20 protein-coding genes are annotated in these 22,346 nt (G+C 43.9%); 9 read left to right on the forward strand and 11 right to left on the reverse strand.

Annotation, left to right across the window (positions count from 1 at the left end; translation table 11 throughout):
* The first annotated feature begins 116 nt into the window (after positions 1–116).
* Positions 117–1,472: an acetyl-CoA carboxylase biotin carboxylase subunit gene (accC, locus tag VB836_RS03505; RefSeq protein WP_323218017.1), complete on the forward strand. Its 1,356-nt coding sequence runs from the start codon at positions 117–119 to the stop codon at positions 1,470–1,472.
* 15 nt (positions 1,473–1,487) lie between these two features.
* On the opposite strand, the gene VB836_RS03510 is transcribed toward accC, so the two are convergent.
* Positions 1,488–1,772 carry a YggT family protein gene (locus VB836_RS03510; RefSeq protein WP_323218018.1) on the reverse strand — a complete coding sequence of 95 codons (285 nt, stop codon included), beginning with the start codon at positions 1,770–1,772 and terminating at the stop codon, positions 1,488–1,490.
* A 162-nt stretch (positions 1,773–1,934) separates the two neighbouring features.
* Here VB836_RS03510 and psbX point away from each other — a divergent pair, with 162 nt between their 5' ends.
* The 6 genes from psbX (at position 1,935) to VB836_RS03540 (ending at position 7,186) form a co-directional block, all read left to right on the forward strand.
* A complete protein-coding gene (psbX, locus tag VB836_RS03515) occupies positions 1,935–2,054 on the forward strand; it encodes a photosystem II reaction center X protein (RefSeq protein ID WP_072075544.1) in 120 nt (39 codons plus the stop codon).
* Between the two features lie 543 nt (positions 2,055–2,597).
* Complete coding sequence (locus VB836_RS03520; protein ID WP_323218019.1) at positions 2,598–3,449, forward strand: Ycf66 family protein; 852 nt, start codon at positions 2,598–2,600, stop codon at positions 3,447–3,449.
* A gap of 140 nt (positions 3,450–3,589) precedes the next feature.
* Positions 3,590–4,081, forward strand: a complete 492-nt coding sequence (locus VB836_RS03525) for a TolB family protein (RefSeq protein ID WP_323218020.1) — start codon at positions 3,590–3,592, stop codon at positions 4,079–4,081.
* 25 nt (positions 4,082–4,106) lie between these two features.
* The gene (locus VB836_RS03530; protein WP_323218022.1) at positions 4,107–4,637 is read left to right on the forward strand and encodes a TolB family protein; all 531 of its coding nucleotides are present in this window, start codon (positions 4,107–4,109) and stop codon (positions 4,635–4,637) included.
* Positions 4,638–4,914: 277 nt separating this feature from the next.
* The gene (locus VB836_RS03535; protein ID WP_323218024.1) at positions 4,915–6,411 is read left to right on the forward strand and encodes a DVUA0089 family protein; all 1,497 of its coding nucleotides are present in this window, start codon (positions 4,915–4,917) and stop codon (positions 6,409–6,411) included.
* Positions 6,412–6,517: 106 nt separating this feature from the next.
* Positions 6,518–7,186: a PPC domain-containing protein gene (locus VB836_RS03540; RefSeq protein ID WP_323218025.1), complete on the forward strand. Its 669-nt coding sequence runs from the start codon at positions 6,518–6,520 to the stop codon at positions 7,184–7,186.
* Positions 7,187–7,252: 66 nt separating this feature from the next.
* Here VB836_RS03540 and VB836_RS03545 read toward each other — a convergent pair whose 3' ends face one another.
* From VB836_RS03545 to VB836_RS03575, 7 genes are all read right to left on the reverse strand, one after another.
* Positions 7,253–7,444 (reverse strand): chlorophyll a/b-binding protein, encoded by a 192-nt coding sequence (locus VB836_RS03545; RefSeq protein ID WP_046278464.1) that lies wholly within the window; start codon positions 7,442–7,444, stop codon positions 7,253–7,255.
* Positions 7,441–8,454, reverse strand: a complete 1,014-nt coding sequence (locus VB836_RS03550) for a succinate dehydrogenase/fumarate reductase iron-sulfur subunit (protein WP_323218026.1) — start codon at positions 8,452–8,454, stop codon at positions 7,441–7,443. The genes VB836_RS03545 and VB836_RS03550 overlap by 4 nt, the downstream gene beginning before the upstream one ends.
* Positions 8,455–8,581: 127 nt before the next feature.
* Entirely contained in the window at positions 8,582–9,403 is an 822-nt protein-coding gene (locus tag VB836_RS03555; protein ID WP_323218028.1) for an SGNH/GDSL hydrolase family protein, read from the reverse strand.
* A 105-nt stretch (positions 9,404–9,508) separates the two neighbouring features.
* Positions 9,509–12,421 carry a glycerol-3-phosphate acyltransferase gene (locus VB836_RS03560; protein WP_323218029.1) on the reverse strand — a complete coding sequence of 971 codons (2,913 nt, stop codon included), beginning with the start codon at positions 12,419–12,421 and terminating at the stop codon, positions 9,509–9,511.
* A 138-nt stretch (positions 12,422–12,559) separates the two neighbouring features.
* On the reverse strand, positions 12,560–13,462 hold the full coding sequence (locus VB836_RS03565; protein WP_323218030.1) for an amino acid ABC transporter substrate-binding protein: 903 nt from the start codon (positions 13,460–13,462) through the stop codon (positions 12,560–12,562).
* Between the two features lie 140 nt (positions 13,463–13,602).
* Positions 13,603–14,508, reverse strand: coding sequence for a phosphate ABC transporter substrate-binding protein (locus tag VB836_RS03570; RefSeq protein ID WP_323218032.1), 906 nt, complete (start codon positions 14,506–14,508; stop codon positions 13,603–13,605).
* A gap of 34 nt (positions 14,509–14,542) precedes the next feature.
* Positions 14,543–15,253: a PspA/IM30 family protein gene (locus VB836_RS03575; RefSeq protein ID WP_323218033.1), complete on the reverse strand. Its 711-nt coding sequence runs from the start codon at positions 15,251–15,253 to the stop codon at positions 14,543–14,545.
* Positions 15,254–15,343: 90 nt separating this feature from the next.
* Here VB836_RS03575 and VB836_RS03580 point away from each other — a divergent pair, with 90 nt between their 5' ends.
* Positions 15,344–16,588, forward strand: coding sequence for an RNA-guided endonuclease InsQ/TnpB family protein (locus VB836_RS03580; protein WP_323218034.1), 1,245 nt, complete (start codon positions 15,344–15,346; stop codon positions 16,586–16,588).
* A 782-nt stretch (positions 16,589–17,370) separates the two neighbouring features.
* Here VB836_RS03580 and fabD read toward each other — a convergent pair.
* The 3 genes from fabD to plsX all read right to left on the reverse strand — a co-directional run bounded on the left by fabD (position 17,371) and on the right by plsX (position 20,649).
* Positions 17,371–18,252 carry an ACP S-malonyltransferase gene (gene fabD, locus VB836_RS03585; RefSeq protein ID WP_323218035.1) on the reverse strand — a complete coding sequence of 294 codons (882 nt, stop codon included), beginning with the start codon at positions 18,250–18,252 and terminating at the stop codon, positions 17,371–17,373.
* Positions 18,253–18,309: 57 nt separating this feature from the next.
* On the reverse strand, positions 18,310–19,302 hold the full coding sequence (locus tag VB836_RS03590) for a beta-ketoacyl-ACP synthase III (protein WP_323218036.1): 993 nt from the start codon (positions 19,300–19,302) through the stop codon (positions 18,310–18,312).
* Positions 19,303–19,611: 309 nt separating this feature from the next.
* Positions 19,612–20,649, reverse strand: coding sequence for a phosphate acyltransferase PlsX (gene plsX / locus VB836_RS03595; RefSeq protein WP_323218037.1), 1,038 nt, complete (start codon positions 20,647–20,649; stop codon positions 19,612–19,614).
* A 198-nt stretch (positions 20,650–20,847) separates the two neighbouring features.
* Here plsX and VB836_RS03600 point away from each other — a divergent pair, with 198 nt between their 5' ends.
* Positions 20,848–22,146, forward strand: a complete 1,299-nt coding sequence (locus tag VB836_RS03600) for a D-alanyl-D-alanine carboxypeptidase (RefSeq protein WP_323218038.1) — start codon at positions 20,848–20,850, stop codon at positions 22,144–22,146.
* Positions 22,147–22,346: the final 200 nt, after the last annotated feature.

Genomic DNA, 22,346 nt, shown 5'->3' on the forward strand with positions numbered 1-22,346 from the left:
CAACAGAGTTTCCAAAAGTCAGCGATCGCCTGTAACAACATTGTTGCGTTTTATCTCTTTCCCTGTTGACCAAAACAGTTTATCCTAAACTGATTATTGACCGAGCAGCACAGAAGATGCGGTTTTCAAAGATCCTAATTGCCAACCGGGGGGAAATTGCCCTACGCATCCTCCGCACTTGTGAGGAACTGGGTATTGCCACAGTCGCCGTTCATTCTACCATTGATCACCACGCCCTTCATGTTCAGTTGGCGGACGAAGCCGTTTGCATTGGTGAACCGAGTAGCGCTAAAAGCTATCTAAACATTCCCAATATAATCTCAGCCGCCCTCACCCGCAACGCCACCGCCATTCATCCAGGCTACGGCTTCCTCGCGGAAAATGCCCGTTTTGCGGAAATTTGCGCCGATCACGATATCGCCTTTATTGGCCCGACTCCCGAGGCGATCCGTTCAATGGGCGACAAATCAACCGCCAAGGAAACCATGCAAAAAGTAGGGGTTCCCACTATTCCCGGCAGTGATGGCCTAGTCACGAGCGAAAAAGAAGCCGCGAAAATAGCCTCACAAATCGGCTATCCGGTTATCATCAAAGCAACCGCAGGCGGAGGAGGGCGAGGAATGCGTCTAGTTCGTGATCCGGCTGAACTCCCGAAACTATTTGCCGCCGCCCAAGGAGAAGCAGAAGCCGCCTTTGGAAATCCCGGTGTCTATCTGGAAAAATTTATCGAACTTCCCCGTCACATTGAGTTTCAAATCTTGGCCGATAGTCACGGCAATGTGATTCACTTAGGAGAACGGGACTGTTCGATTCAACGACGTCATCAAAAACTCCTGGAAGAATCCCCGAGTCCGGCGTTAAGTTCAGATCTGCGCGAAAAAATGGGAAAAGCAGCCGTGACTGCGGCTCAGTCCATTCACTATACTGGAGCGGGAACGGTTGAATTTTTGCTCGATAAGGCGGGGAATTTCTATTTTATGGAGATGAACACCCGCATCCAAGTTGAACATCCCGTTACAGAGATGGTAACAGGCTTAGATTTAATCGCCGAACAAATTCGCATTGCTCAAGGGGAAAAACTAGAATTCACTCAAAAACAGGTGCAACTCCGGGGTCATGCCATTGAATGTCGGATTAATGCAGAAGATCCCGATCACAATTTTAGGCCTTGTCCGGGACGAATTAGCGCTTATCTTCCCCCCGGCGGAAATGGCGTGCGAATTGATTCTCATGTCTACACCGACTATGAAATCCCGCCTTACTATGATTCTTTGATTGGGAAATTGATTGTTTGGGGGCCTGATCGATCTAGTGCGATCGCTCGGATGAAACGGGCTTTACGAGAGTTTGCGATTACTGGAATTCCCACAACGATTGGCTTTCATCAAAAGATTTTGGAAACTCCAGAATTCATACAAGGTGAAGTTTACACCAATTTTGTTGAACAGTGGATGAGTCGTCAACAGCAATAACAGGATATTCCAGACTTACGTGATCATTCTCAACAGACCTTGTTGACCGAGTAGGATTTCCCGTAAAAGACTGAAAATTCCTACCCAGATAATCGGTGTAATATCGACTCCCCCTAAAGGGGGAACAATTTTGCGGGTGACAGCCAGAAACGGTTCAGTCGGCCAGACAATCACGTTAAACGGGAAGCGACTCTGATCCACTTGGGGATACCAAGTGAGGACAATACGGAAAATAAAGAAAAAGGTCATCACGGCTAGGACAATGCCTAAAATCCAACTGACTGCGGTAACGGTGGTCATGTTCTTCTCGAAACTTGAAGTTTTGTAACTGCAACTGATCCTCATTTTAGCGGGTTATGAGCTACCCAAAGACAGAGTGGAAGTCAATGACTCAACGGTCTAACCTATTGTTAAAATGATAAAGTTAAAGCAATCTTTGTAAATTTTAAGGATCAGGTTACTATGACCCCTTCGTTAGCAAACTTCCTTTACAGCTTACTAGCAGGCACTTTGATCGTTGTCATTCCGGCAATTGTTGCTCTGTTCGTTCTCAGTCAGAAAGATAAGATCATCCGTTCTTAATCCCATCAGGGATGGCTCAAAGTTCGGGTAAGGAGTCTGAGTCAACTTTCAACCCCTGACCCGAACAACGGCTGACTGAAATATTTCTAGAGATATGTCAAATGCCCCACCCACAAGGGAATGTGGCTTGCAACTAGACCACTTCGGATCTGTCGCATAGGGGTAATTGACCGTAAGAAAGTCTCTCCGTCTGACTAGCAGTAGAGAGAAGAAGTTTTTGTTCTTCCCACTCCTGGGGCATCCCTCACACTCATCGGGGCTGGTCTTTGACCACTTCTATCGTCACGGACAAACCACTTTTTCCTGTTCTCCAACATACCAAGTTGCAGTCAAGAAATGTCTAGTCTGGTGATAGGTATTCGTATTGTACCAGAGACTCTGGCTCGCTTACATCCCCGCCCACTCTTGGGACGGGGTTTTACGCTCTATCAATAAAACGTTAAGGGCTAGCTCAAGAACACAGCCAGACTGTAGACTCAGGCTAAAGTAGAGAATAGACAGACAACTCACGCTTGATAAGACTGGCATAGGAGAAATCACGCTATGGTTAATTTAGGATTGAACTGGAGCAGTCTGCTAGGAATAATGCTGGCAGTTGCGGGAGCAGCACTGTATTTTCTCCGGTCATGGCGTCCCAAGCTAGCCCGTGATCATGATATTTTCTTTGCGGCAGTAGGCTTACTCTGTGGCGGGATTTTGCTGTTTCAGGGATGGAGACTTGATCCCATCTTGGCATTTGGTCAATTTCTGTTGACGGGAAGTGCCATATTCTTCGCCGTTGAAAGTATTCGTCTGCGGGGTCTAGCAACATCGAAGGCGAAAGAGCGTTCATCGCCGATTGTAGATGAAGATCGCTATGTCAGTGATGTTTATCGAGTCGATGCTGAACTTGATGAACTCGAACCCACCGAAGAATATCAACCGATGGCGCGTCAAATTCGCGGTAGCCGCGATAGTAGTCGTTTGAGCCGATCTGAAGCCTACGAGGATGAGGGAACTCGTCGTCGCGCTCCCAGTCGCCGAACCAGCATGGACGCACCCACCCCGCCGAACGAACGACCGACAACTCGTAAGCGCCGTCCCCGTCCGGATAGTCCCTCTCGCTCCTATTCTGATCAGTGGGAAGCTTCGATTGATCCAACACCAGAAAAACCCGAACGCAGTCGCAGTCGCCGTCCTGCAAATTCTTCAATAGACAGTTCCTCAGAGCAAGATGAGAACCGATGGGATGATGTCAACCCGACCCGCTCCTCATCGAGACCGAGAAAAACTCGTCCTTCAGAAGACTCCCGATCTAGAAGTCGCAGTAGCGATCGCCCAAATACAGATACAAGTTCGACAGATTATGTAGACTATAGACCCGTTGACTACTCAGACGACGATTTTGACAGTTAACCTGGCTTGTTACAGTCAATTGGGTACTGCTAGATTGAACCGGGGAGGGGAAGAAAGCTGAGTATTCATCTTTGGGTTTCCCTCTCCTCTGGCTGATAGATTCAATGTTCTGCTTTGGGTATGTCACATTGAATAAACTGATGAAAATCGGGGCTGTCATTGCCCTGCTAATGGTCATAGGATTAACTCTGGTGATGCCAGCAGAAGTGGCGATCGCCCTCAACAGTCCAGCCAGTGATCAACAACCTGCTTTGAGTGGCAATGGTCAGTTTTTGGCTTATGTCTCCAACCGCAATGGTCAACGTCAGATCGTCTTGTATGACTTACAACGACAAGCGTTGGTCGATTTACCGGGTTTAAATCACGGTTCGGCGATCGCTGAACATCCGAGTATTAGCAATACAGCCCGTTATCTGGTTTATATGGCTAGTGATTCAGGTCGGCCAGAAATTGAACTGTATGATCGCAAAACCAATCTTGTGCAGATTGTTTCACAAGGTTATCGGGGTTGGGTTCGTCATCCTCGAATTAGCCCGGATGGTCGTTACATTATCTTTGAAAGTGGGCGTCGGGGTCAATGGGATCTCGAAGTGCTTGACCGAGGTTCTAAGATAGAACTTGACCTGTTTTAAATCAAATCGACGGTAAGCCGAGTCTGTGAAACGTTGCCTGCATTGTGTTGTTATTGTACTGCTAGCTGGATTCTTGCTAACAGGTTGTATCGGTTCTCCTCACTTAGTCACATATCCCGTTGAGACAAGCGGAATGAGTCTGAATAGTCCGGCGGCTGAGTTTGACCCCCAAATTACGGATCGCTACATTGTGTTCGCCTCAGATAGACGGGGACGACAGGATATTTATTTGTATGATTGGCAAGATCAGACGTTAATTGATTTACCGGGGTTAAATAGCTTGGATGCGATCGCCTCAGATCCAGCCATTTCCGCAGATGGTCAATATATTGCTTTTCTGGGAACCCGAGGAAAACAGTCAGACGTCTATTTGTATAATCGGGAAACCCGTCAACTGCGGAATTTGACTCAAAACCTTCAGGCTCAAGTGCGACATCCCACAATTAGCGGAGAGGGGGGAATTGTGGCTTTTGAATCCAGTGTGAACGGTCAGTGGGATATCCTCGTCTATAATCGCTATGGGCAACCTTTAAATTTACCTTTAGTTCCTCGCTAGCTGATCTACAAGCAAGGCAACCCCGAAAGTTTTCTGCAACATTTCCTGATGGGTAAGCCAATCGAAGAGGATTTATAATTAGTCTATTTAATCTTAATCTATTTAACTCACCGGAGACTGACGCACTCAATGAGGCAGAAGTTAGGATTTTAAGAGGGAATGCAGTTCACAAACTGATAGAGCTTCTGATTTTGTCCAGAGGAAAGCGGTAGACCCGCCCCGTTTTCCAACCCACCCCCTAACTTAATATCGGTGGTCAATTCAGCGGGAGTGATCAATGAATCTAAAATTTTTGAGTTTAGCAACATCTGGCATCTTCGCTGTGGGAACAACATTGAGTGTAAATGTCGCTCATGGCAGTTCCTCTAAAACCCTAATCAACTTAGGCTCCTCGGCCGATGAACTCAATTTCAACTCCAACTCTGTAAATTATAAGTCTAACCGACTACTGGCTCAAGGTGAGGATGAAGAAACGAATATTCGGGTTTATGAACAAGCGAGTCCGGCTGTTGTTTCGATAGACACGGAAAAAGCCAATGGTAGTGGTACGATTATCAGTCCAGATGGTACGGTTTTAACCAATGCTCATGTGGTTTCTCACGGTGGAGAGGTCAAAGTTACCTTAGCTGATGGTCGAGAAATGATAGCTGATGTCATCGCCTATGGAGAAGATGGGCTAGATTTAGCGGTTCTGAAAATTCGCAATGCTCAGAATTTACCGACGATTCCGATTGCCAGTCCGGCTTCGGTAAAAGTGGGTCAACGCGCCTTTGCCATTGGCAATCCCTTTGGTCAGTTTCAAGGAACATTTACGATTGGAATTGTTAGTCGAATTGATGGAGAACGCAATCTTATTCAAACCGATGCGGCGATTAATCCGGGAAATTCAGGCGGGCCGTTACTCAATAGCAAAGGCGAATTAATTGGCGTCAATACGGCAATTTTTACACGGGGTAGTAGTGGCGGTAATATTGGGATTGGTTTTGCCATTTCGGTTGATAAAATCCCCTCATTTTTGCAGGCGGTCAAAGAAGGACGTGCGCCTCGAGAGGCTCAATCTCAAAGACCGTTGGCATTTTCGGGTCAATCGGCTAAAAAAATTATCCTGAATGGCCCCGAAGTTAGAGGTCGCCTCGATCAGAATAATAGTATTTTGCCGATTGATAAAAGCTACTATGATATGTATTCTTTTGAGGGAAAAGCAGGTCAGCAAATTGCGATCGAAATGAGCAGCCAGGATTTAGATTCTTACTTAATTTTGCTAAATTCCGATGGTAGTGAATTGGCACAAGATGATGATAGTGGTGGCGGTAAGAATGCCAAAATTATTGTTACTCTACCTGCCACTGGCGAATATATTTTGTTAGCAAATTCCTATGAAGCGGGAGAGTCGGGGGACTATAAATTAAAACTACGAATTGCGGCAGAAAACGTCAATCCCTCTGATCGCTCAAATCGGTTAATTTTAGAGGAACAGGGAACCTTAGATGGGACGGATACCGTCCTTCCTTCCGATGGCAGTCGGTATGACGAGTATAGCTTTGAAGCAGAGGCAGGTCAGGCTGTGACCATTCGACTCGAAAGTTCAGATTTTGATCCCTATGTAGCTTTGTTTAGCCCGAACGGTCAACTTGTGGGAGAAAATGACGATGCCAACCAGTCCGAGAAAAATGCGGTCTTGACCCTCACTTTACCGATGACAGGTCGCTATCGAGTCGTCGTCAACGCCTATGATAGTACAGGTCAAGGTCAGTACCTGCTAACCGTTCGATAAACATCTACTTGTTCGAGATCAAGACGGCACTCCGATCTGAGTGAATGTCCAAACTCGTCAACTGAGTTGGGCTGACTTTCCATTTTCCGTCCCATAGAGGTTATTTATGCATCAAATTCAATTTTGGGCAGTGATTGCTAGTTTACTGACCGTTTTTCCCGCTCATGCTCTCAGTCCTGATTTAAGCGTTCAGTCTCGTCTGGCCGGATCAACAGACGCAAATTCTGATGAGATCAAAGGGGTTCAGGTTGATAATATCTTGGCTCAGGAAACACCCTCACCTGAACCGGCTCCTGAACCGGCTCCTGAACCGGCTCCTGAACCGGCTCCTGAAACGCCCTCACCAAAGCCCTCACCAACGCCCTCACCAACGCCCTCACCAACGCCCTCACCAACGCCCTCACCAACGCCCTCACCAACACCAACCCCAGCTCCGACTGAGGCTCCAGAATCATCTAATTTCATTTTAAACGAGCAAGGCGAGCTGGGAGAGGGTGACTCTGTATTAGCCTCTGATAGCAGTTTGTATGATGAGTACAGCTTCGAGGGGAAACAGGGACAAGAAGTGACGATTTCGCTAGATAGTAGTGAATTTGATACTTATTTAGCCATCTTCACACCGGATAATAAGTTGCTCGAAGAACATGATGATATTAGTCAGAGCAATTCCAATTCTCAAATCACAGTAACTTTGCCCAGTGATGGAACTTATCGGGTGATTGTTAATTCCTACGATGATAAAGGACGGGGCAAGTATAACCTGACAATCAAGTAGAACATCGAAAATGAGGAATGAGAAATTGAGTGGTAATCAATCGTCTCATTCCTGCTTCCTTGCATCTTAACGCAAACCTAACCAGGTGAATAAATCTTGGCCAGTGAAAAACTCCAGTCCCAAAAGAATCACAAAACCCAGCATAGCAAAGCGACCATTAATCTGCTCGGCATAGCGAGTCCAACCAAAAGCGGGTTCCCAGGGAGTTGAGTTTGGGGGAGGATTCGAGTCTGTAGTCGGAGGGGTGGAAGAACTCATTTTTGCTGCTCCAAGCGTTGAACAGATTCAATTAGCGATCGCACGGTTTTTGTCCCTTCAGACGGTTCAAAGCTCAAGGGAAACTTACCTCGACTGAGCATTCGTAACCCTAACGGTCCTAAACCGAGCAATGCTTTAACATCACGCAGATAGTTGCCAATCACTAAAATACCAAACTTGCGTTCATCTACCCAACCCCCTTGTTTCACCAAATCCACTAACACTTTACGATGACGAATGGGGGTGCTATCGTTTGCATTTTTCCGTTCGAGAATTTCGTGTTTAATTTTGGTAATTTGATCTAGTGGGGCGACTTCCATCGGACAGACGGTATTGCAGTTGTAGCAGCGAGTACAGCCCCAAACGCCTTCTGTTCCTTGATTGTACTGTTCTATGCGCTCCAGAGTGCGATCGTCACGGTTATCGGCAAGCATCCGTTGGGCTTTTGCGAGGGCGTGGGGGCCTGCAAATTGGGGATTGACTTCTAAGGCATTACATTCAGAATAACAAGCCCCACAGAGAATACAATTCCCCATTTGATTGAGTTTGGCTCGTTCTTCGGGAGTCTGCAAAAATTCTCGTTCGGGAATGGCTCGACTCTGGGTGCTAACATAGGGTTCAACTTTTTCTAGATTTCCCCAAAATCCTTTCATATCCACCACAAGATCTTTGATCACGGGCATATTTCCCATCGGAGCAATGGTAATTTCAGGAATTTTGTTCGCAGCATTCTCAACGGAACTGGAAGCGGCAATTTTTTCTAAACGAGCCAATTCGCTACCAATATTTTCTTTACAAGCTAATGCTGAACGGCCATTAATTCGCATTCCACAACTTCCACAAATGGTATTGCGGCAATTTTTGCGAAAGGCTAATGTTCCGTCTATTTCCCATTTAATGCGGTTGAGACAGTCAAGAATTGTATTTCCGGGATCGACTTCCAGCTTGTAAGTTTGAATACGAGGGCTATTGTCTTGAGTTTGGCGAATAATTTTAAACTGAACTTCCATGTTTTTTGAGTGAGGCTTTATTTTTCAGTATAAGGACTGTCTGAGGGATTGGCAATTGCCGTGATAATTCTGATTAAAAATCTAGGATTTCTTTAGAAAATGCTCGACAGAATATCATCAAAGTGAATTACTCGATCACTTGTAATTTTTGAATTTGTTGTTCAGGAATTCCCCAACTGCGTAAGATGGTATAAGCCAAAATCTGATGACCTGCTAAATTTGGATGAATCCCATCTCGAGTTAAGATATTTTGGGCTTGTCCCCCATAACGTTGATAGGTTAAAATAACATCTCTAAAGGGAAGATTTAGGTCAAGAAATTTGCATCGATTTTGAGCAGAAACCTCTCGCATCACCGCTATATATTCACGCAAGCGGATATTTTCTCGACTGTTTAAATCTTCAGTAATAATAGTGGGTGACAATAACAAAACGGATATATTTCGCGATTGTGCTGCTTGCACCATTGCCGTTAAATTCTGACGATAAACTTCTATATTTTGCGTATTTTGCTGTTCTGTACTTGAATTTTTGAGACTTTTAATAATATCATTGACACCAACATTAATCGTCACCAAATCCGGCTGTTTTTCTAAAACATCTTGTTGAAATCTTACCTGTAAATCTCCTGAAGTTTGACCGGAAACTCCCGCTTGAATCAGTTGAATTTTTGATTGAGGATAGAGGGTATTCAGATATTGTTGCATCAGCCATACATAGCCGCCATAATTTCCGCCTGCTTGGGTAATACTATCTCCCAATAAAATAATTTTTTGTTTTCCTTCTAGGGGAGTTACTTGTTGTGCGGGAGTGAGTTCAACCGCAATAGGAGTTGAGGGGATACTGAGAATTAATCCCACTGTAAATAATCCAGAAATTGCCCGAATAAAATTTTTATGGGGTAATATTTTAAAATCAAACGAAGTCATTTTAACATTTTTTTGATTCATAACAGGCGTTTTTCTTACACTCCTCTAGTCTAAATTTATCTTTGATCATTCTAAGTTAAAATCAGTCATTGATAACATTTATTGTGCTTGCTTACTCTTGTCTTTTCAAACTCCATCCTCGCTTAAAATTTCCACGGTTCCCTGATAACCATCCACTCGTACACGTTGACCATTTTTAAACCGAGAAATCGCATTCGGAATATTCATCACGGCTGGAATTCCATACTCCCGAGCGATAATTGCACCATGAGAAAGTTGTCCACCCACTTCCGAAATAATCGCTTGAGCATTTATTAGCAAAGGCGCCCAACCTGCATCTGTATAAGGAACAACTAAAATCGATTTTTCTCGACCGTTTGTGAGACTATCTCCAATACTACGACAGACTCGAATCCTTCCTTCTACACAACCCACACTCGCGGGAATTCCAGTCAGAATTGATAAATTTTGTTGTTCAATATTTGTAGAAGTTGTCGTTTTCGGAAGCTTATTGCCATAAACCAAAGCCGGAACTTGGCAATTTTTATCCCGTTCAAACTGTTCTCGTCTATTTTTAATTTTCTCTTTGATAAAATCAGACTTTCCATGACGAATCCAATTCTGGATTTCAACAAACTCTAAAAAGAAAATATCACTTTGATTTTCTAATAAATTAGCAGCAATCCCTTGGTTCGCAATGGCTAAAAACGTCCATCGTAAATGTGCTAAAAGTTTGCCATAAACTTCGGCAATTTTACCTTTTATAATCGCCCGTTCCCGACATTGAGAAAGTCGCAAACTTTGCCAGGGATTGAGGATTTTAAGATTAAATTTTTCAGCTTTTACCGATGGATTTTGAACCATTGATAAAAAAGTTTTACGAAACATTTCTGGCTGTTCTTTCCAAGTCGAGACGGCAATATCAGTACCCACCTCACTCAAATAACCGTAAGTATCTAACCAAGCGGTAAATTCTTGCTGCAAGCTTGACATTGTATTGAACTGTTTTTCCAACTCGGATAAGGAAAGTATTTCCTCAATTGTTGTTTCTTCTCTAAATTTATGGGCTAACTGTTGTAGCGAATACATCGCCATAACTTCGGGGTTGTTTTCGGTGGGCAACCATTCATCTGAAACTTTAAATATTTTGATTCTAATTGCTAACCCAATCGGGGCTAAAATATTATAGTAAGTTACTCGTTTGAGCAAGTTTTGAATTCGTTCTGAACGATCAAGGAGTTGGCTGAGAGACTGAGAACTTAAGGCAAAATCGCCATAAAAATCCGTTTCTAGTTGCTTGAGTTCAGGTAAAAACTGTTGATGATAATCTCGATTAAATGATTTCACAATTCGCGACTCTCGCCGAACCAAACGCCACAATCCGGGTAAAGAGGGTAAAAGTTTACTGAGGGGAGGTTTTCCCATTTTTTGACCTCTTAATAAGAACTCTAACCCCTGTTCTGGTAATCCCATCATTCGGAATATTGTTCCGAGGAGTGTCGCATTAAAATAAGCATGAGATCCTAACAACGTTGCTGTTTCATTAAAATCTAATTCTGCCGCTTTTTTACCCAAAACCAACTTAAAGATTTCGCCCCAAACGCCACAAGTTAAAGGACGATTAATTGACCAAGTTAAAGGAGGAATTGCCCCCGGAATCACTTCTGCCGCAATGGTTCGCGTCCAAATAGGCCTAAGATTAGTAATCGGACGACTTTGTAAAATCCAAATATGTTCACCATCCCAACTCCATTCAATATCTTGCGGTAAACCGTGATAAAAGGTTTCAATCTCTTGTGCTAATCCCACCAATTCTGCTATAATACTACCAGGAAGGAGAGAGGTATTTTTGACAAGATTTAAGATTTCTTTTTTTGGATCTAACGTACTAAAATTAATTTCTAAATGAAGGGGTGTAAATTTGCCGCCGACCACAGCTTCTCCCCCTCCTGGCAAAGCTTCAATGATCACTTTTGATGAACCATCGAGGGGATGACGGCTAAACATCACCCCGGCGACTTTGCTACTAATATAAGGTTGAATTAAAATGGCAATTCCCTCATCGTGAAGTCGCCGTTGACGACGATAGGAAATGGCTTCTGAACTCCAATAAGACTGACAACATCTATCAATGGCATTGATTAATTCAGCTTCGGTTGTAACTGGCCCTATCGTGTCATATTGTCCGGCGGCTGAACTGTTATCGCTATCTTCTCCAATGGCTGAAGAACGAACAATTAAAGGAAGTTGAGAACCCGGAATCGGAAGACTAAAATTAGAAAGCTGTTGTGAGGCTTGTGCTTTCGCTTTGAAAGCGGGTAAAACCCAACCCAAAGGCACTTTAAATCCGGCCCGTTTCAGTTGACTCAATCGAGCCGCTTTTTCACCATAAACTTGGTCATCCAAAGGTTCTGATAGAGAGAATAAACGCTGTGGTTGATACAAATCTAAATCATCTCCTTGACGCAAATTAATTAGAACTAAAGTGACAGACAAGCTAATAGCCGTCAACACTTCTAGAAAAAACTCAGCGAACTGGTATCCCGAAAATCGCCACAATCCCACCCAAAACGGCCCACTCAGACAGCCCCAACGCACGCCCCGGAGTCTAGCTGAAGTCGAGTCAGAAGCTAAACGTCCGATTTGCCAAATCAGCACCCCTGTTATTCCTGAACTCAATGCCACAATTGGAGAGTAAACGAGAATTCCCCAGGTTGCGTTTGTCACACCTCCGCCTCGGGCGATCAGATATCGACCCCAGACGACGGCAATTAACCCAACTAATTCTAAAGCAGGAATCTCAGGAAACCAGAATTTTGCCAGCAGTACAGGTAAAATTCCCTTGGCTATTTCTGCCAAAACGGCGGTAATTCCTGCTTTTTTTCCGGCGTGGGTGAAGGCTGCCGCCACACTCACATTCCCTGTGCCGACTTCGGTTAAGTCGAGACCTGTCAGTATTCTAACGCTGAAGTGAGTCAGAGGGAGAGCGCCCAAACTAAAACTGCCGAGAATCAAAAAGACAAGTTTCCAAAGGAACATCTGATTTGAGTTTATAGATAGGATGATATTCTCATGTTTTCTGGTGAGATTATAATATTGACCCGCTATAACTGTAGTCTGTGTGATTCGTAGCTAAACGCAACTTCATTTCTTCTGGCATTTTTCTCTTTCTAGATTTTACCAAAGCGCTCGTCTTAGCTGTGTCGGCTCTAGACTAGAACGATTCGCCGTATCCGAAAAACGTTCATAGGGAAAACGTCCCGTCTCCGCATTAAACCATTGATTCCAAAGATCGGTATTTTCTGAACTGGTAATCGTAGAGTTGATAATATTACTCCAATCTAAGTTATTCTGGGGAAAAATACAACCGTAATTTTCAAAGCTCAGAGGTTGTTGGGGAATCAAACGATACATTTTAAGATCTTCCCCTTGCTTTAAGATTTCTCCAATCAACAAAATACCATCACTGGCGATCGCATCAATCTCATTATTTCTCAGACGTCGTAAACCTTCTGTTCGGCTTCCGATGATTTGCCAACTGGCTTCAGGATACATCGGTTTTAGGTCAATCTCTGTTGTTGTTCCTTGAATAAAAGCGATAGAAACTTCATCTGGTGTCAACCCTTCCAACACTTCCTCTGTGGTTTGAGTCGGATCTAGACGTTCCGCATCTTCTTGTTGAACTAACAACTGTATTCCGGTTGTAAAAAACGGGATGGAAAATTCAACCGTCTGTTCTCGTTTAGCTGTAATACTATCCGCTCCACACACCAAATCAATATTACCACTTTCTACCGAACTAAAGCGATTTTGCAGAGTCACAGGTTTAAACTCTAGTTTAATCGGCTTATTTAATTCTTGTTCCAGGCGACGATGAATGAGCTGCATTAACTCCACAGAATAACCCTCAAAGTTATTACTGTCGTTAGAATAGCTAAACGGAATCGCATCTTCACGCACACCCACCGTTAAAACACCAGTCCGGTTCACTTTTTCTAACACCGTTTCAGCCAGGCTGGGAACCTGAAAACCAACAGTCAACAGAAGGCTAAATAAAGAAATTGTAATTTTAGTGTTCATCTCGTTTAAAATTCACAATACAACAGTCAGTTTACCGTAAACAGTTTTTTCAGTAGGGGCGGGTGAGGTCATTGATATCTGTTACTCACAAATAAGATTCCTAAACCCGCCCGACTGACGCTAGACTAACACTATCAAGGCTAATTTTCCCGAAAAATCACCTGTTGTCCTTCCGGCGAAGTCGCATAGCCTAAAATCGCTTGTACAGCCGGAGTCGCAGGTTGTTTATAAACATAATACAACTGTCGTTGATAAGGATAACTAACAGATCCCGGTTGTACACCCTCAACAGGAACCGTTCTTACCGTTTGTTGATTAACAACTTGAGTAAATGTCGCGTATCCAATGCCATCTTCGCCCAATTGTCGCAGCATTCCCGTCGTTTCATCTCGGGGTAAAGTGGTAATATTGGGTGTAGTGCCAAAAGTCCGACCCTGTAAAATCATCTCCTGAAATGCTTGATGAGTCCCGCTAACCGCAGGACGGTTAATCACTTGAATGGTTGCATTTGGCCCTCCAACTTCTGACCAGTTGGTGATTTGTCCGGTGAAAATACCGTAAACTTGACTATCTGTAAGTCCGCCTTGGTAGGGGTTATTCACACCGACAACAATGGCAATTTGATCAGAAGCGATCGGTAAAGCTTTTAAACCCTGTTTTTCTTCTTGAGGAGTCAGCGATCGCGATACCCCTGCAATATCGACTTCTCCATTCAGAACCGCTTGAATGCCATTATTCGTCCCATTGGCGGCTGTTTCCACCTGAACACCAGGAAATTGACGTTCAAACCCTTGTTTGAGGTTTTGGTTAATCATCACCATACTGGTGGAACCGTCAATTCTCACCTGAGTATTAGGAGGAACTGATGCAGGGGAAGGAAAAATTTCTGCATCCGGGGGGGGAGGGGGATCTGTGAGTTGAGTATTTGAATTGATATTACCCGGATCATCGGCAGGTTTCTTGAGGAAAAACCAATACCCCGTACCGAGTAGAATTAAAAAAATTAAAATATATACAATGGGAGGCGGGCCACTAGATTTTGCCATAACCAATGTCTCCTTGATTAATGTTATTCATGATCTAATCAAACGGTTGATGAGATTTTCTGAAAGTTTCCAAACGACGTGAAATTTCCTCTTCTGTCGCCAGACGTTCGATATCTGCACCAAGCTTTTCCTCAGCGTTCATAGTGAGTTCTGCGAGTGCTTGCTGTTCGAGATTACGCTGTTCAATGTTATTTTTGATTTCCTCAAATTGCGATCGCGCTGAATTGATATTTAATTCGTTATTGACTTTTGCCACTAATTCTAAGGCTTGATTAATCTCTTGCATATCTTTGAGGTTTGCCAAATCAGTTTGATAAGCTTCGAGTTTCATTCGCTCTTGATACAACCGTTCTTGAGAGAGATTAACATAGTTTTCGGCGCGTTTGACTTGTTCGGCGAGTTGGGGTAAAATTTTCTCAATTTGAATGGCTTTAGACAGTGCTAAACGGGCCTGGTGTTCATTTCGATTCTGTTCGGCCAGTAATGCTTCTTGTTCTAATTTTTCAATTTCTTTGACTTTCGCCTGATATTTTTGTTTGGCACGTTGATAAGCAGAGGTCTGAGTTGAAACCGCTTCTTCGAGTTTTTTAACTGACTCTTGCATTAACTGTAAGGACTGTTCCGCAGCTTCTAAGGAAACTTGGGGTTGCGGGGACTCTGGGGCAATTCCCCATAACCAGTTCCAAACGCCCATAGTGGCTTGTCCACCTTTTTCTCCCATTAACCAATAGATAAACTTTTTCATCGAAATTTTGGGTCTGAAACCCCGTCCGTGATTGACGGCTTTATTCAATAAGTTTAACGTCTTCACAAGACATATGTTAAAGTATGAGGCATGACTGAGAAAGCCTATCGCTACCGTTTTTACCCTACTCTTGAACAGGAAAACCTGTTGAGGAGAACACTAGGATGCGTAAGATTGGTGTACAATAAAGCACTAGCTGCACGCACCGAGGCGTGGTATGAGCAGAAAAAACGAGTTGGCTATTCTCAAACTTCTTCGATGTTGACAAACTGGAAGAAAGAGGAGGAATTAGACTTCTTAAATGAGGTCAGTTGTGTTCCCCTTCAACAGAGTTTAAGGCACTTGCAAACCGCTTTCAGTAACTTCTTTGCGGGTCGGGCAAAATACCCAAACTTCAAGAAAAAACGCAACGGTGGTAGTGCCGAATTCACAAAGTCAGCCTTTAAGTTTAAAGAGGGTCGGGTTTATATTGCCAAGTGCTTTGAACCCTTGCCAATTCGATGGAGTCGTCAACTTCCTACTGGTTGTACACCCTCAACAATAACGGTCAAATTAGACCCGAGTGGAAGATGGTTTGTTTCTTTGAGAATTGACGATGCAGTAGACCACAAACTCAAGCCCATCGATAAAAAAGTGGGAATTGATCTGGGAATTACCAGCCTCCTTACCACGTCCGATGGCGTTAAAGTTTCCAATCCCAAGCATTTTGACAAGCTATACAAAAAACTCAGACGCGCTCAAAAATCTTTAAGCCGAAAAACTAAAGGTTCTCTGAACAGAGAGAAAGCAAGAATTAAGGTTGCTCGAATTCAAGCCAAAATTGCTGATTGCAGGCGCGACCAAACTCACAAGCTAACAACTCAACTAATGAGTAAAAATCAAACGATAGTAGTTGAGGATTTAGCGGTAAAGAACATGGTCAAAAACCATAAGCTAGCTAGAGCAATTAGTGATGCGAACTGGGGAGAACTTGTCCGACAACTTGACTATAAAGCCTCGTGGTATGGACGAGAATTGATCAAAATAGATCGATGGTTTCCCAGTTCAAAGCGTTGTTCTAATTGTGGATACATCGCAGAAAAGCGGTGCGACCCCGCGTCGTCTCACGACGCTAGGGAACGCGCACCAAGAGGAATGCCGTTGAATATCCGGGAGTGGAATTGTTCTAAATGCAACTCTCACCATGATCGAGATATCAACGCTAGTATAAACATTTTGGCGGCAGGGCTTGCCGTGTCAGTCTGTGGAGCGACCGTAAGAGCCGAACAGAGTAAATCTGTTAAGCCAGGTGCGAAAAGCTCTTCTTTGAAGAGAAAGAAGCAGAAACCCAAATAGTGATGTTTGGGAATCCCGCGCCAAAAGTAAAACGTTGGCGTGCGGTCGGAGGTCAATGCTAATATTAAAGCATAAATAATCATATAAAAGAGCGAAATAAACAGACAAATCGGCAGCAGTATCAAGATTAACCAAGGAACGACACTCGCACCATAAAAAGCTTCTCCCATATTTACCCCTAAAATATAACAGGGATTAGCATTGCCTTCATTCAGCAGACAATTTCCCTGGCGGGCTAAAAAACTCACTAAAATAATACCCAGTACACTGGGAGAAATGGGAATATACCAAATACAAAATAAAGACCAAAAAAATTGTTGACGTCCGCGAAAGATGAGATGAATTAAAATAACAATAATCGCAATCGCAATAAAAGCGGGAACTATTCCCTGCGGTGACATCATTAACGGAAAATGCCAAGTCAGTCGAATTAAATTTTTAATTAAAATGCCAATATTTAACCCTAAAACCAAACACTGAGAAGATTGTTCTCCGACTAAAGCACAACCTAGAGTTTGTGATAATCCCAGTAAAAAAGAGGCGGTGATAACGGGTAAAATGAAGCTAGCAATCAGAAAAAATAAACTTATTTTACTCCATTTATTATTCATAGTTTATCATCCAAACTGACTGTTATTATCCTGTTGTTTTTTAGGGGTGCTGGGGTTTGTACCCTAAATTTTCAGGGATGAACCGCCCCAAACAAACAAGCCTCCTCAATTCTAACCTTTGGACTGAGAGAATTGAGAAGGAAAAATGACCCAAACGAGAAAGAGTCAGATTTATTTCAAAATTTGAGCAATAGCGCTAATATTTTCTAAGGTAATATCTGCACAAGTCCGCTTCACTAAACCCGTTAAAACTTTACCAGGGCCTATTTCAATCACCTGTTCAATTCCCTGTTTTGAAAACTGTAAACAAGTTTCCCGCCACCGAACAGAACCCGTCATTTGTTGAACGAGGCGATCTTTCAACAGTTCTGAGTCGGTTGTCGGAGTCGGATCAACATTAGATAATACTGGAAATTTAGCATCCGAAAAATTAACCGTCGCCAAAATTTCTTGAAATTCACTCGCCGCATCTGCCATCATCGGAGAGTGAAAAGCACCCGAAACATTGAGTTTAACCACTCGTTTAGCTTTGACATTAGCAATAATCTGATCAACCGCTTCCGGTGTTCCTGAAATCACGACTTGCGCCGAACTGTTATCATTAGCCAGAACTACATTTTCAGTGTGTTGGAGTTGCTGTTCAAGTTGTTGGCTATCAAAGCCCATAAACGCCGCCATTTGCCCACCTGCGGCTGCATTCATCAATTCTGAGCGACGTTTAACCAAAGTTAATCCTGTGGCAAAATCAAACACTTCCGCGACCGACAACGCCACATATTCACCCAAACTGTGACCTGCTACAATATCAGGAGAAAGTGCTTGTTTTTTCATCTGTTCGGCGAGGATACTTTCCAGGACATACAAACAAGGTTGAGTGTAAAGTGTACAAGAAAGTTTATCTTCATCAGATTGACATAAATCTCGAACAGACCAACCGAGTATATTTTGAGCAATTTCTAACTGGGGTTGTGCTTCCGGTAAATCAAATAAATCTGCACCCATGCCAACGACTTGAGAACCCTGACCCGGAAAAACCCATGCTATTTTTGTCATTTGTTATGTGATTCAATTTTTAGCGAGAAAAGTAGTATAACCAGAAAATCAGCAACTTTAAAATCTCCATTGGAAAATAGCAGCCCCCCAAGACAATCCAGCCCCAAACCCAGAAGTCGCAATCACATCACCCGGTTGAATTTTAGCGGAACGCACTGCTTCATCAAGCGCAATGGGAATAGAAGCGGCCGAAGTATTGCCATAATTGGCGAGATTGCTAATCACTTTTTCCGAGGGAATATTCAGGCGTTGCGCCACAGCATCCATAATTCGTTGATTGGCTTGATGGAGAATCAACCAGTCAATCTGATCAACCGTTAAGTTGGCTCGAAATAGAGCTTTTTCGATCACTTCCGGCACCTTTTTCACGGCAAAGCGATAAACTTCTTGACCATTCATCGTCACAGGTTGATAAGTGCCTTGAGTGACCGTTACTCCGTCGATTAACGGTTGAGGTTGCCCTTGAAACGCCAAGTTCAGACATTTATTCTGAGTACCATCACTGCGTAATTCAAAGCCCAAAAGGTGATCAGATTCAGAGGCTTGCAAAACCACCGCCCCAGCGCCATCACCGAATAAAACACAAGTGCTACGATCAGACCAATCGACCCAACGGGAGAGAATATCGCCGCCAACCAGGAGAACCGTTTTGTAAACACCTGTCCGAATGAACTGAGCGGCGGTGACTAAACCAAAAACAAAACCCGAACAAGCCGCCGTTAAATCAAAAGCCACCGCTTGAGTGGCTGCGAGTTGTCCTTGAATTTGACTCGCCGTACCAAATAAGTCATCCGGTGTCGAAGTCGCCAAGAGAATCAAGTCAATCTCAGAAGGGTCAATTTGTGCCATCGCGAGAGCCTGTTTTGAGGCTATTGTTGCAATGGAACACAAACTGGTTTGAGGATCGGCCAACCGTCGAGAGCGAATTCCAGTACGAGAAGCAATCCATTCGTCGGAAGTCTCAACAATTTTTGAGAGTCCGTGATTATCCAAAGAAACAGGCGGTGTAGCCGAGCCACTGCCTATAATCGCAATACCTGTATTCGTCATGTCTGCTTGCTTAGAAGTAATCAGAAGTTAGAACCCGATGAGAGTCCCGATTGCTCGAACAATAAATATTAATGGGTAAATGGGTTTATCAATTCAGCTTTACCTCGGGCTATTGTTTTTCATACATTTTCCATCTGGTTCACTTAAACCAAGTCACAGACGGTCAAGAAGTCTGTTCTGCTGTCAATGATCGCATCTTATCAATGTTCGGCACGCAAATTCTAGAGAGGCTGATGATTAATCGAGGACTCATTGAGCATAAAATGAGCGGGAAGTTCAGTCAAACTCCCCTCAATGCTCCCATGCCAACTACTGACCGCTTACTGCCTTTTGATGATCTTTTTGGTACTGAGATTGAATCCGTTCTAGAACACGATTGTTAATCGCATCCTTAGCGGAACGAACCGCATTGCAAATTGTCGGCGCTTTGGATGAACCGTGACTGATGATGCAAATTCCGGCTACTCCTAAAAGCAATCCACCCCCATGTTCGACGTGATCAACCCGTTGTTTGAATCGTTTTAAACTGGGTTTCAACATTGCAGCTCCGATTTGAGAGCGTAACCCGGTTGATAGCTCCTCTTTGAGTAGATGTAATACAATCTCACCGACCCCTTCGGCAAATTTCAGCAGAACATTACCGACGAAGCCATCACAAACGATCACATCATATTGACCGGATAAGACATCACGGCCTTCTGCATTTCCAGCAAAAGTAATTTGCGTGTTTTCTTGGAGCATTTCATAGGTACGAACGGCGAGATCGTTGCCTTTACAGGCTTCCTCACCGATATTCAGCAAGCCCACCCGAGGTTCATCAACCCCTAAGACGTACTTGCTATAAATCGTTCCCATCACGGCAAATTGCTCTAAAAATTTGGGACGACAATCGACATTCGCCCCAACATCGAGAACGAGAACCGGAGAAGTCGGATTTAAAGTGGGCATCACAGCCCCAATTGCCGGCCGATCAATTCCCGGTAGCCGACCGACTCGTAGCAAAGCGGCCGCCATCGCCGCCCCGGAGTGGCCAGCAGAGACAACTGCATCCGCTCTTTTTTCTTTGAGCAAATTCATTGCTACATTAATGGAAGCCTTGGGCTTACGTTTGAGAGCGCTCAATGGCTCTTCGTGCATTTCAATCGTTCCTTCGGAGGGTACGATTTCCGGTGGAGGAGAGACAGAGGGGTGATGCTTCAGACAAGCTTCGAGTTGCGGTGGATCTCCAACCAGCAAAACCTCAACACCCAATTTCTCTTGTGCCATTAATGCTCCTGCAACAATTTCTGCGGGAGCAAAATCCCCACCCATAGCGTCAATTGCAATCCGTGCGCGAGTTGAACCCATTGACCAGTGTTAGAGAAACCTTAAAGATCTTACCAAAGAGTTATATCTCTTTATCAGTGAACGATTTTTTCAGTGATCACTCACCAGTGTTGTAGAGGTAATTAATCAATTACCCGTACCAGTTATCAGCTATAAGCTGTAACCTATAACCTGTAACCTGTTGACTGCCACTGAAGAACAGAAATAAAGGAGTTAAGAATGTTAGATGTGTTTAGCTCGGGAGTCCTATCGGTGTGGCTAGAGATGGCAGGTGTCAACAAAATTGAGTTAAATGCTGCCACTCGGCAAGTTTGGGAAGGTGGACTCTCTAAGTTAATCTTACTCGATCAACCTGACCCGATTGCCGCCAGTCTGGTGGAGCAGTATCTCAACCGACTGGCCGAACGAGGATTATCAGATCAAGTTCAAGGGGTTTGGATTCAAGCAGGCCCGATTTCAATGGCCAGTAATGTCGGCACAACACCGCTTCCGGCGGCTTCGATTACAAAAGTGGCGACTTCTTTAGCGGCTTTACAACAGTGGACACCTGATTATCAATTTGAAACCTTGATTGCGGCGACTGGCCCTGTGGAAAATGGCGTGGTTCAGGGTGATTTAGTGGTTGTCGGGAGTGGTGATCCGTTTTTTGTTTGGGAAGAAGGTTTTGCTTTGGGAAATACCCTCAACCAAATGGGGATTACTCAAGTCACGGGAAATTTAATTATTTCCGGCAATTTCTCGATGAATTATGAGTCTAACCCCATGAAAGCGGGTGAATTTCTCAAACAGGCTTTAGATTCTCGACTTTGGCCGGCCGAAGCTGCCGCTCAATATGACTCACGAATGCCTCCCGGAACCCCTAGACCGATTGTGGCGATCGCAGGTACGGTTCAACCTCAGTATACAACGGTACAAGCCAGTCCCCTAGTTCGGCATAAATCCTTACCCCTGGCGGAAATCATCAAACAAATGAATATTTACAGCAATAATTTGATGTCGGAAATGTTGGCTCAAAGTGTGGGGGGAGCGGCGGTTGTTCGAGAAAGAGCGGCAATGGCTGCGGGGGTTTCTGTTGATGAAATTAAACTAATTAATGGGTCAGGATTAGGCCATGAAAATCAAATTTCGGCAAGAGCTGCTGTGGCGATGTTTATGGCACTACAACAAAAATTAGACGGTACAAATTTAAACGTTGCTGATCTATTTCCGGTTTCTGGACGTGATATTGGAACGCTGGAATTTCGCAATGTTCCTCGTCATTCTGCGGTGAAAACAGGCAGTTTATTTGATGTTAGTGCTTTGGCTGGGGCTATACCGACAAGGGATAGAGGTGTGGTTTGGTTTGCGATTATTAACCGAGGAACGGGATTAGATGATTTACGGGATCAGCAAGATTGGTTACTGCAACAATTAGTTAGTCAGTGGGGAACGCCTGCAACGTTACCACCCGCTATTTCTCCTCATATTGATGGCCGAAAACCTTTCCTCGGAGATATGAGTCGCAACGAAATTCTTTGACTTTATCTCTAGGATTTTCTAGGTTGCTGTTGAGTTGACCGCAGCAAATATTATTAGTAAAAAAACCCCGGTTTCTTTGAGCAGCCGGGTTTTTATAGAAGTTCTTAAACTTTTCTTCAGGTTTAATCGCTGACCTTCGGCTCCTCGCCCCGGACTTTTGATAATTCTCCAATTTAACTCAATTGGCCTTTTAAGAATAC

It is taken from the genome of Limnoraphis robusta BA-68 BA1 (genome assembly GCF_034932365.1).
Lineage (GTDB): Bacteria > Cyanobacteriota > Cyanobacteriia > Cyanobacteriales > Microcoleaceae > Capilliphycus > Capilliphycus robustus.

Coding starts and splice junctions, on each gene's coding strand:
- VB836_RS03525 (WP_323218020.1), top strand. CDS start 3,590: ATGAAAATCGGGGCTGTCATTGCCCTGCTAATGGTCATAGGATTAACT.
- VB836_RS03600 (WP_323218038.1), top strand. CDS start 20,848: ATGTTAGATGTGTTTAGCTCGGGAGTCCTATCGGTGTGGCTAGAGATG.
- VB836_RS03590 (WP_323218036.1), bottom strand. CDS start 19,302: ATGACGAATACAGGTATTGCGATTATAGGCAGTGGCTCGGCTACACCG.
- VB836_RS03510 (WP_323218018.1), bottom strand. CDS start 1,772: ATGACCACCGTTACCGCAGTCAGTTGGATTTTAGGCATTGTCCTAGCC.
- psbX (WP_072075544.1), top strand. CDS start 1,935: ATGACCCCTTCGTTAGCAAACTTCCTTTACAGCTTACTAGCAGGCACT.
- VB836_RS03565 (WP_323218030.1), bottom strand. CDS start 13,462: ATGAACACTAAAATTACAATTTCTTTATTTAGCCTTCTGTTGACTGTT.
- accC (WP_323218017.1), top strand. CDS start 117: ATGCGGTTTTCAAAGATCCTAATTGCCAACCGGGGGGAAATTGCCCTA.
- VB836_RS03520 (WP_323218019.1), top strand. CDS start 2,598: ATGGTTAATTTAGGATTGAACTGGAGCAGTCTGCTAGGAATAATGCTG.
- VB836_RS03535 (WP_323218024.1), top strand. CDS start 4,915: ATGAATCTAAAATTTTTGAGTTTAGCAACATCTGGCATCTTCGCTGTG.
- VB836_RS03555 (WP_323218028.1), bottom strand. CDS start 9,403: ATGAATCAAAAAAATGTTAAAATGACTTCGTTTGATTTTAAAATATTA.
- VB836_RS03550 (WP_323218026.1), bottom strand. CDS start 8,454: ATGGAAGTTCAGTTTAAAATTATTCGCCAAACTCAAGACAATAGCCCT.
- VB836_RS03560 (WP_323218029.1), bottom strand. CDS start 12,421: ATGTTCCTTTGGAAACTTGTCTTTTTGATTCTCGGCAGTTTTAGTTTG.
- plsX (WP_323218037.1), bottom strand. CDS start 20,649: ATGGGTTCAACTCGCGCACGGATTGCAATTGACGCTATGGGTGGGGAT.
- VB836_RS03575 (WP_323218033.1), bottom strand. CDS start 15,253: ATGAAAAAGTTTATCTATTGGTTAATGGGAGAAAAAGGTGGACAAGCC.
- VB836_RS03545 (WP_046278464.1), bottom strand. CDS start 7,444: ATGAGTTCTTCCACCCCTCCGACTACAGACTCGAATCCTCCCCCAAAC.
- VB836_RS03580 (WP_323218034.1), top strand. CDS start 15,344: ATGACTGAGAAAGCCTATCGCTACCGTTTTTACCCTACTCTTGAACAG.
- fabD (WP_323218035.1), bottom strand. CDS start 18,252: ATGACAAAAATAGCATGGGTTTTTCCGGGTCAGGGTTCTCAAGTCGTT.
- VB836_RS03540 (WP_323218025.1), top strand. CDS start 6,518: ATGCATCAAATTCAATTTTGGGCAGTGATTGCTAGTTTACTGACCGTT.
- VB836_RS03570 (WP_323218032.1), bottom strand. CDS start 14,508: ATGGCAAAATCTAGTGGCCCGCCTCCCATTGTATATATTTTAATTTTT.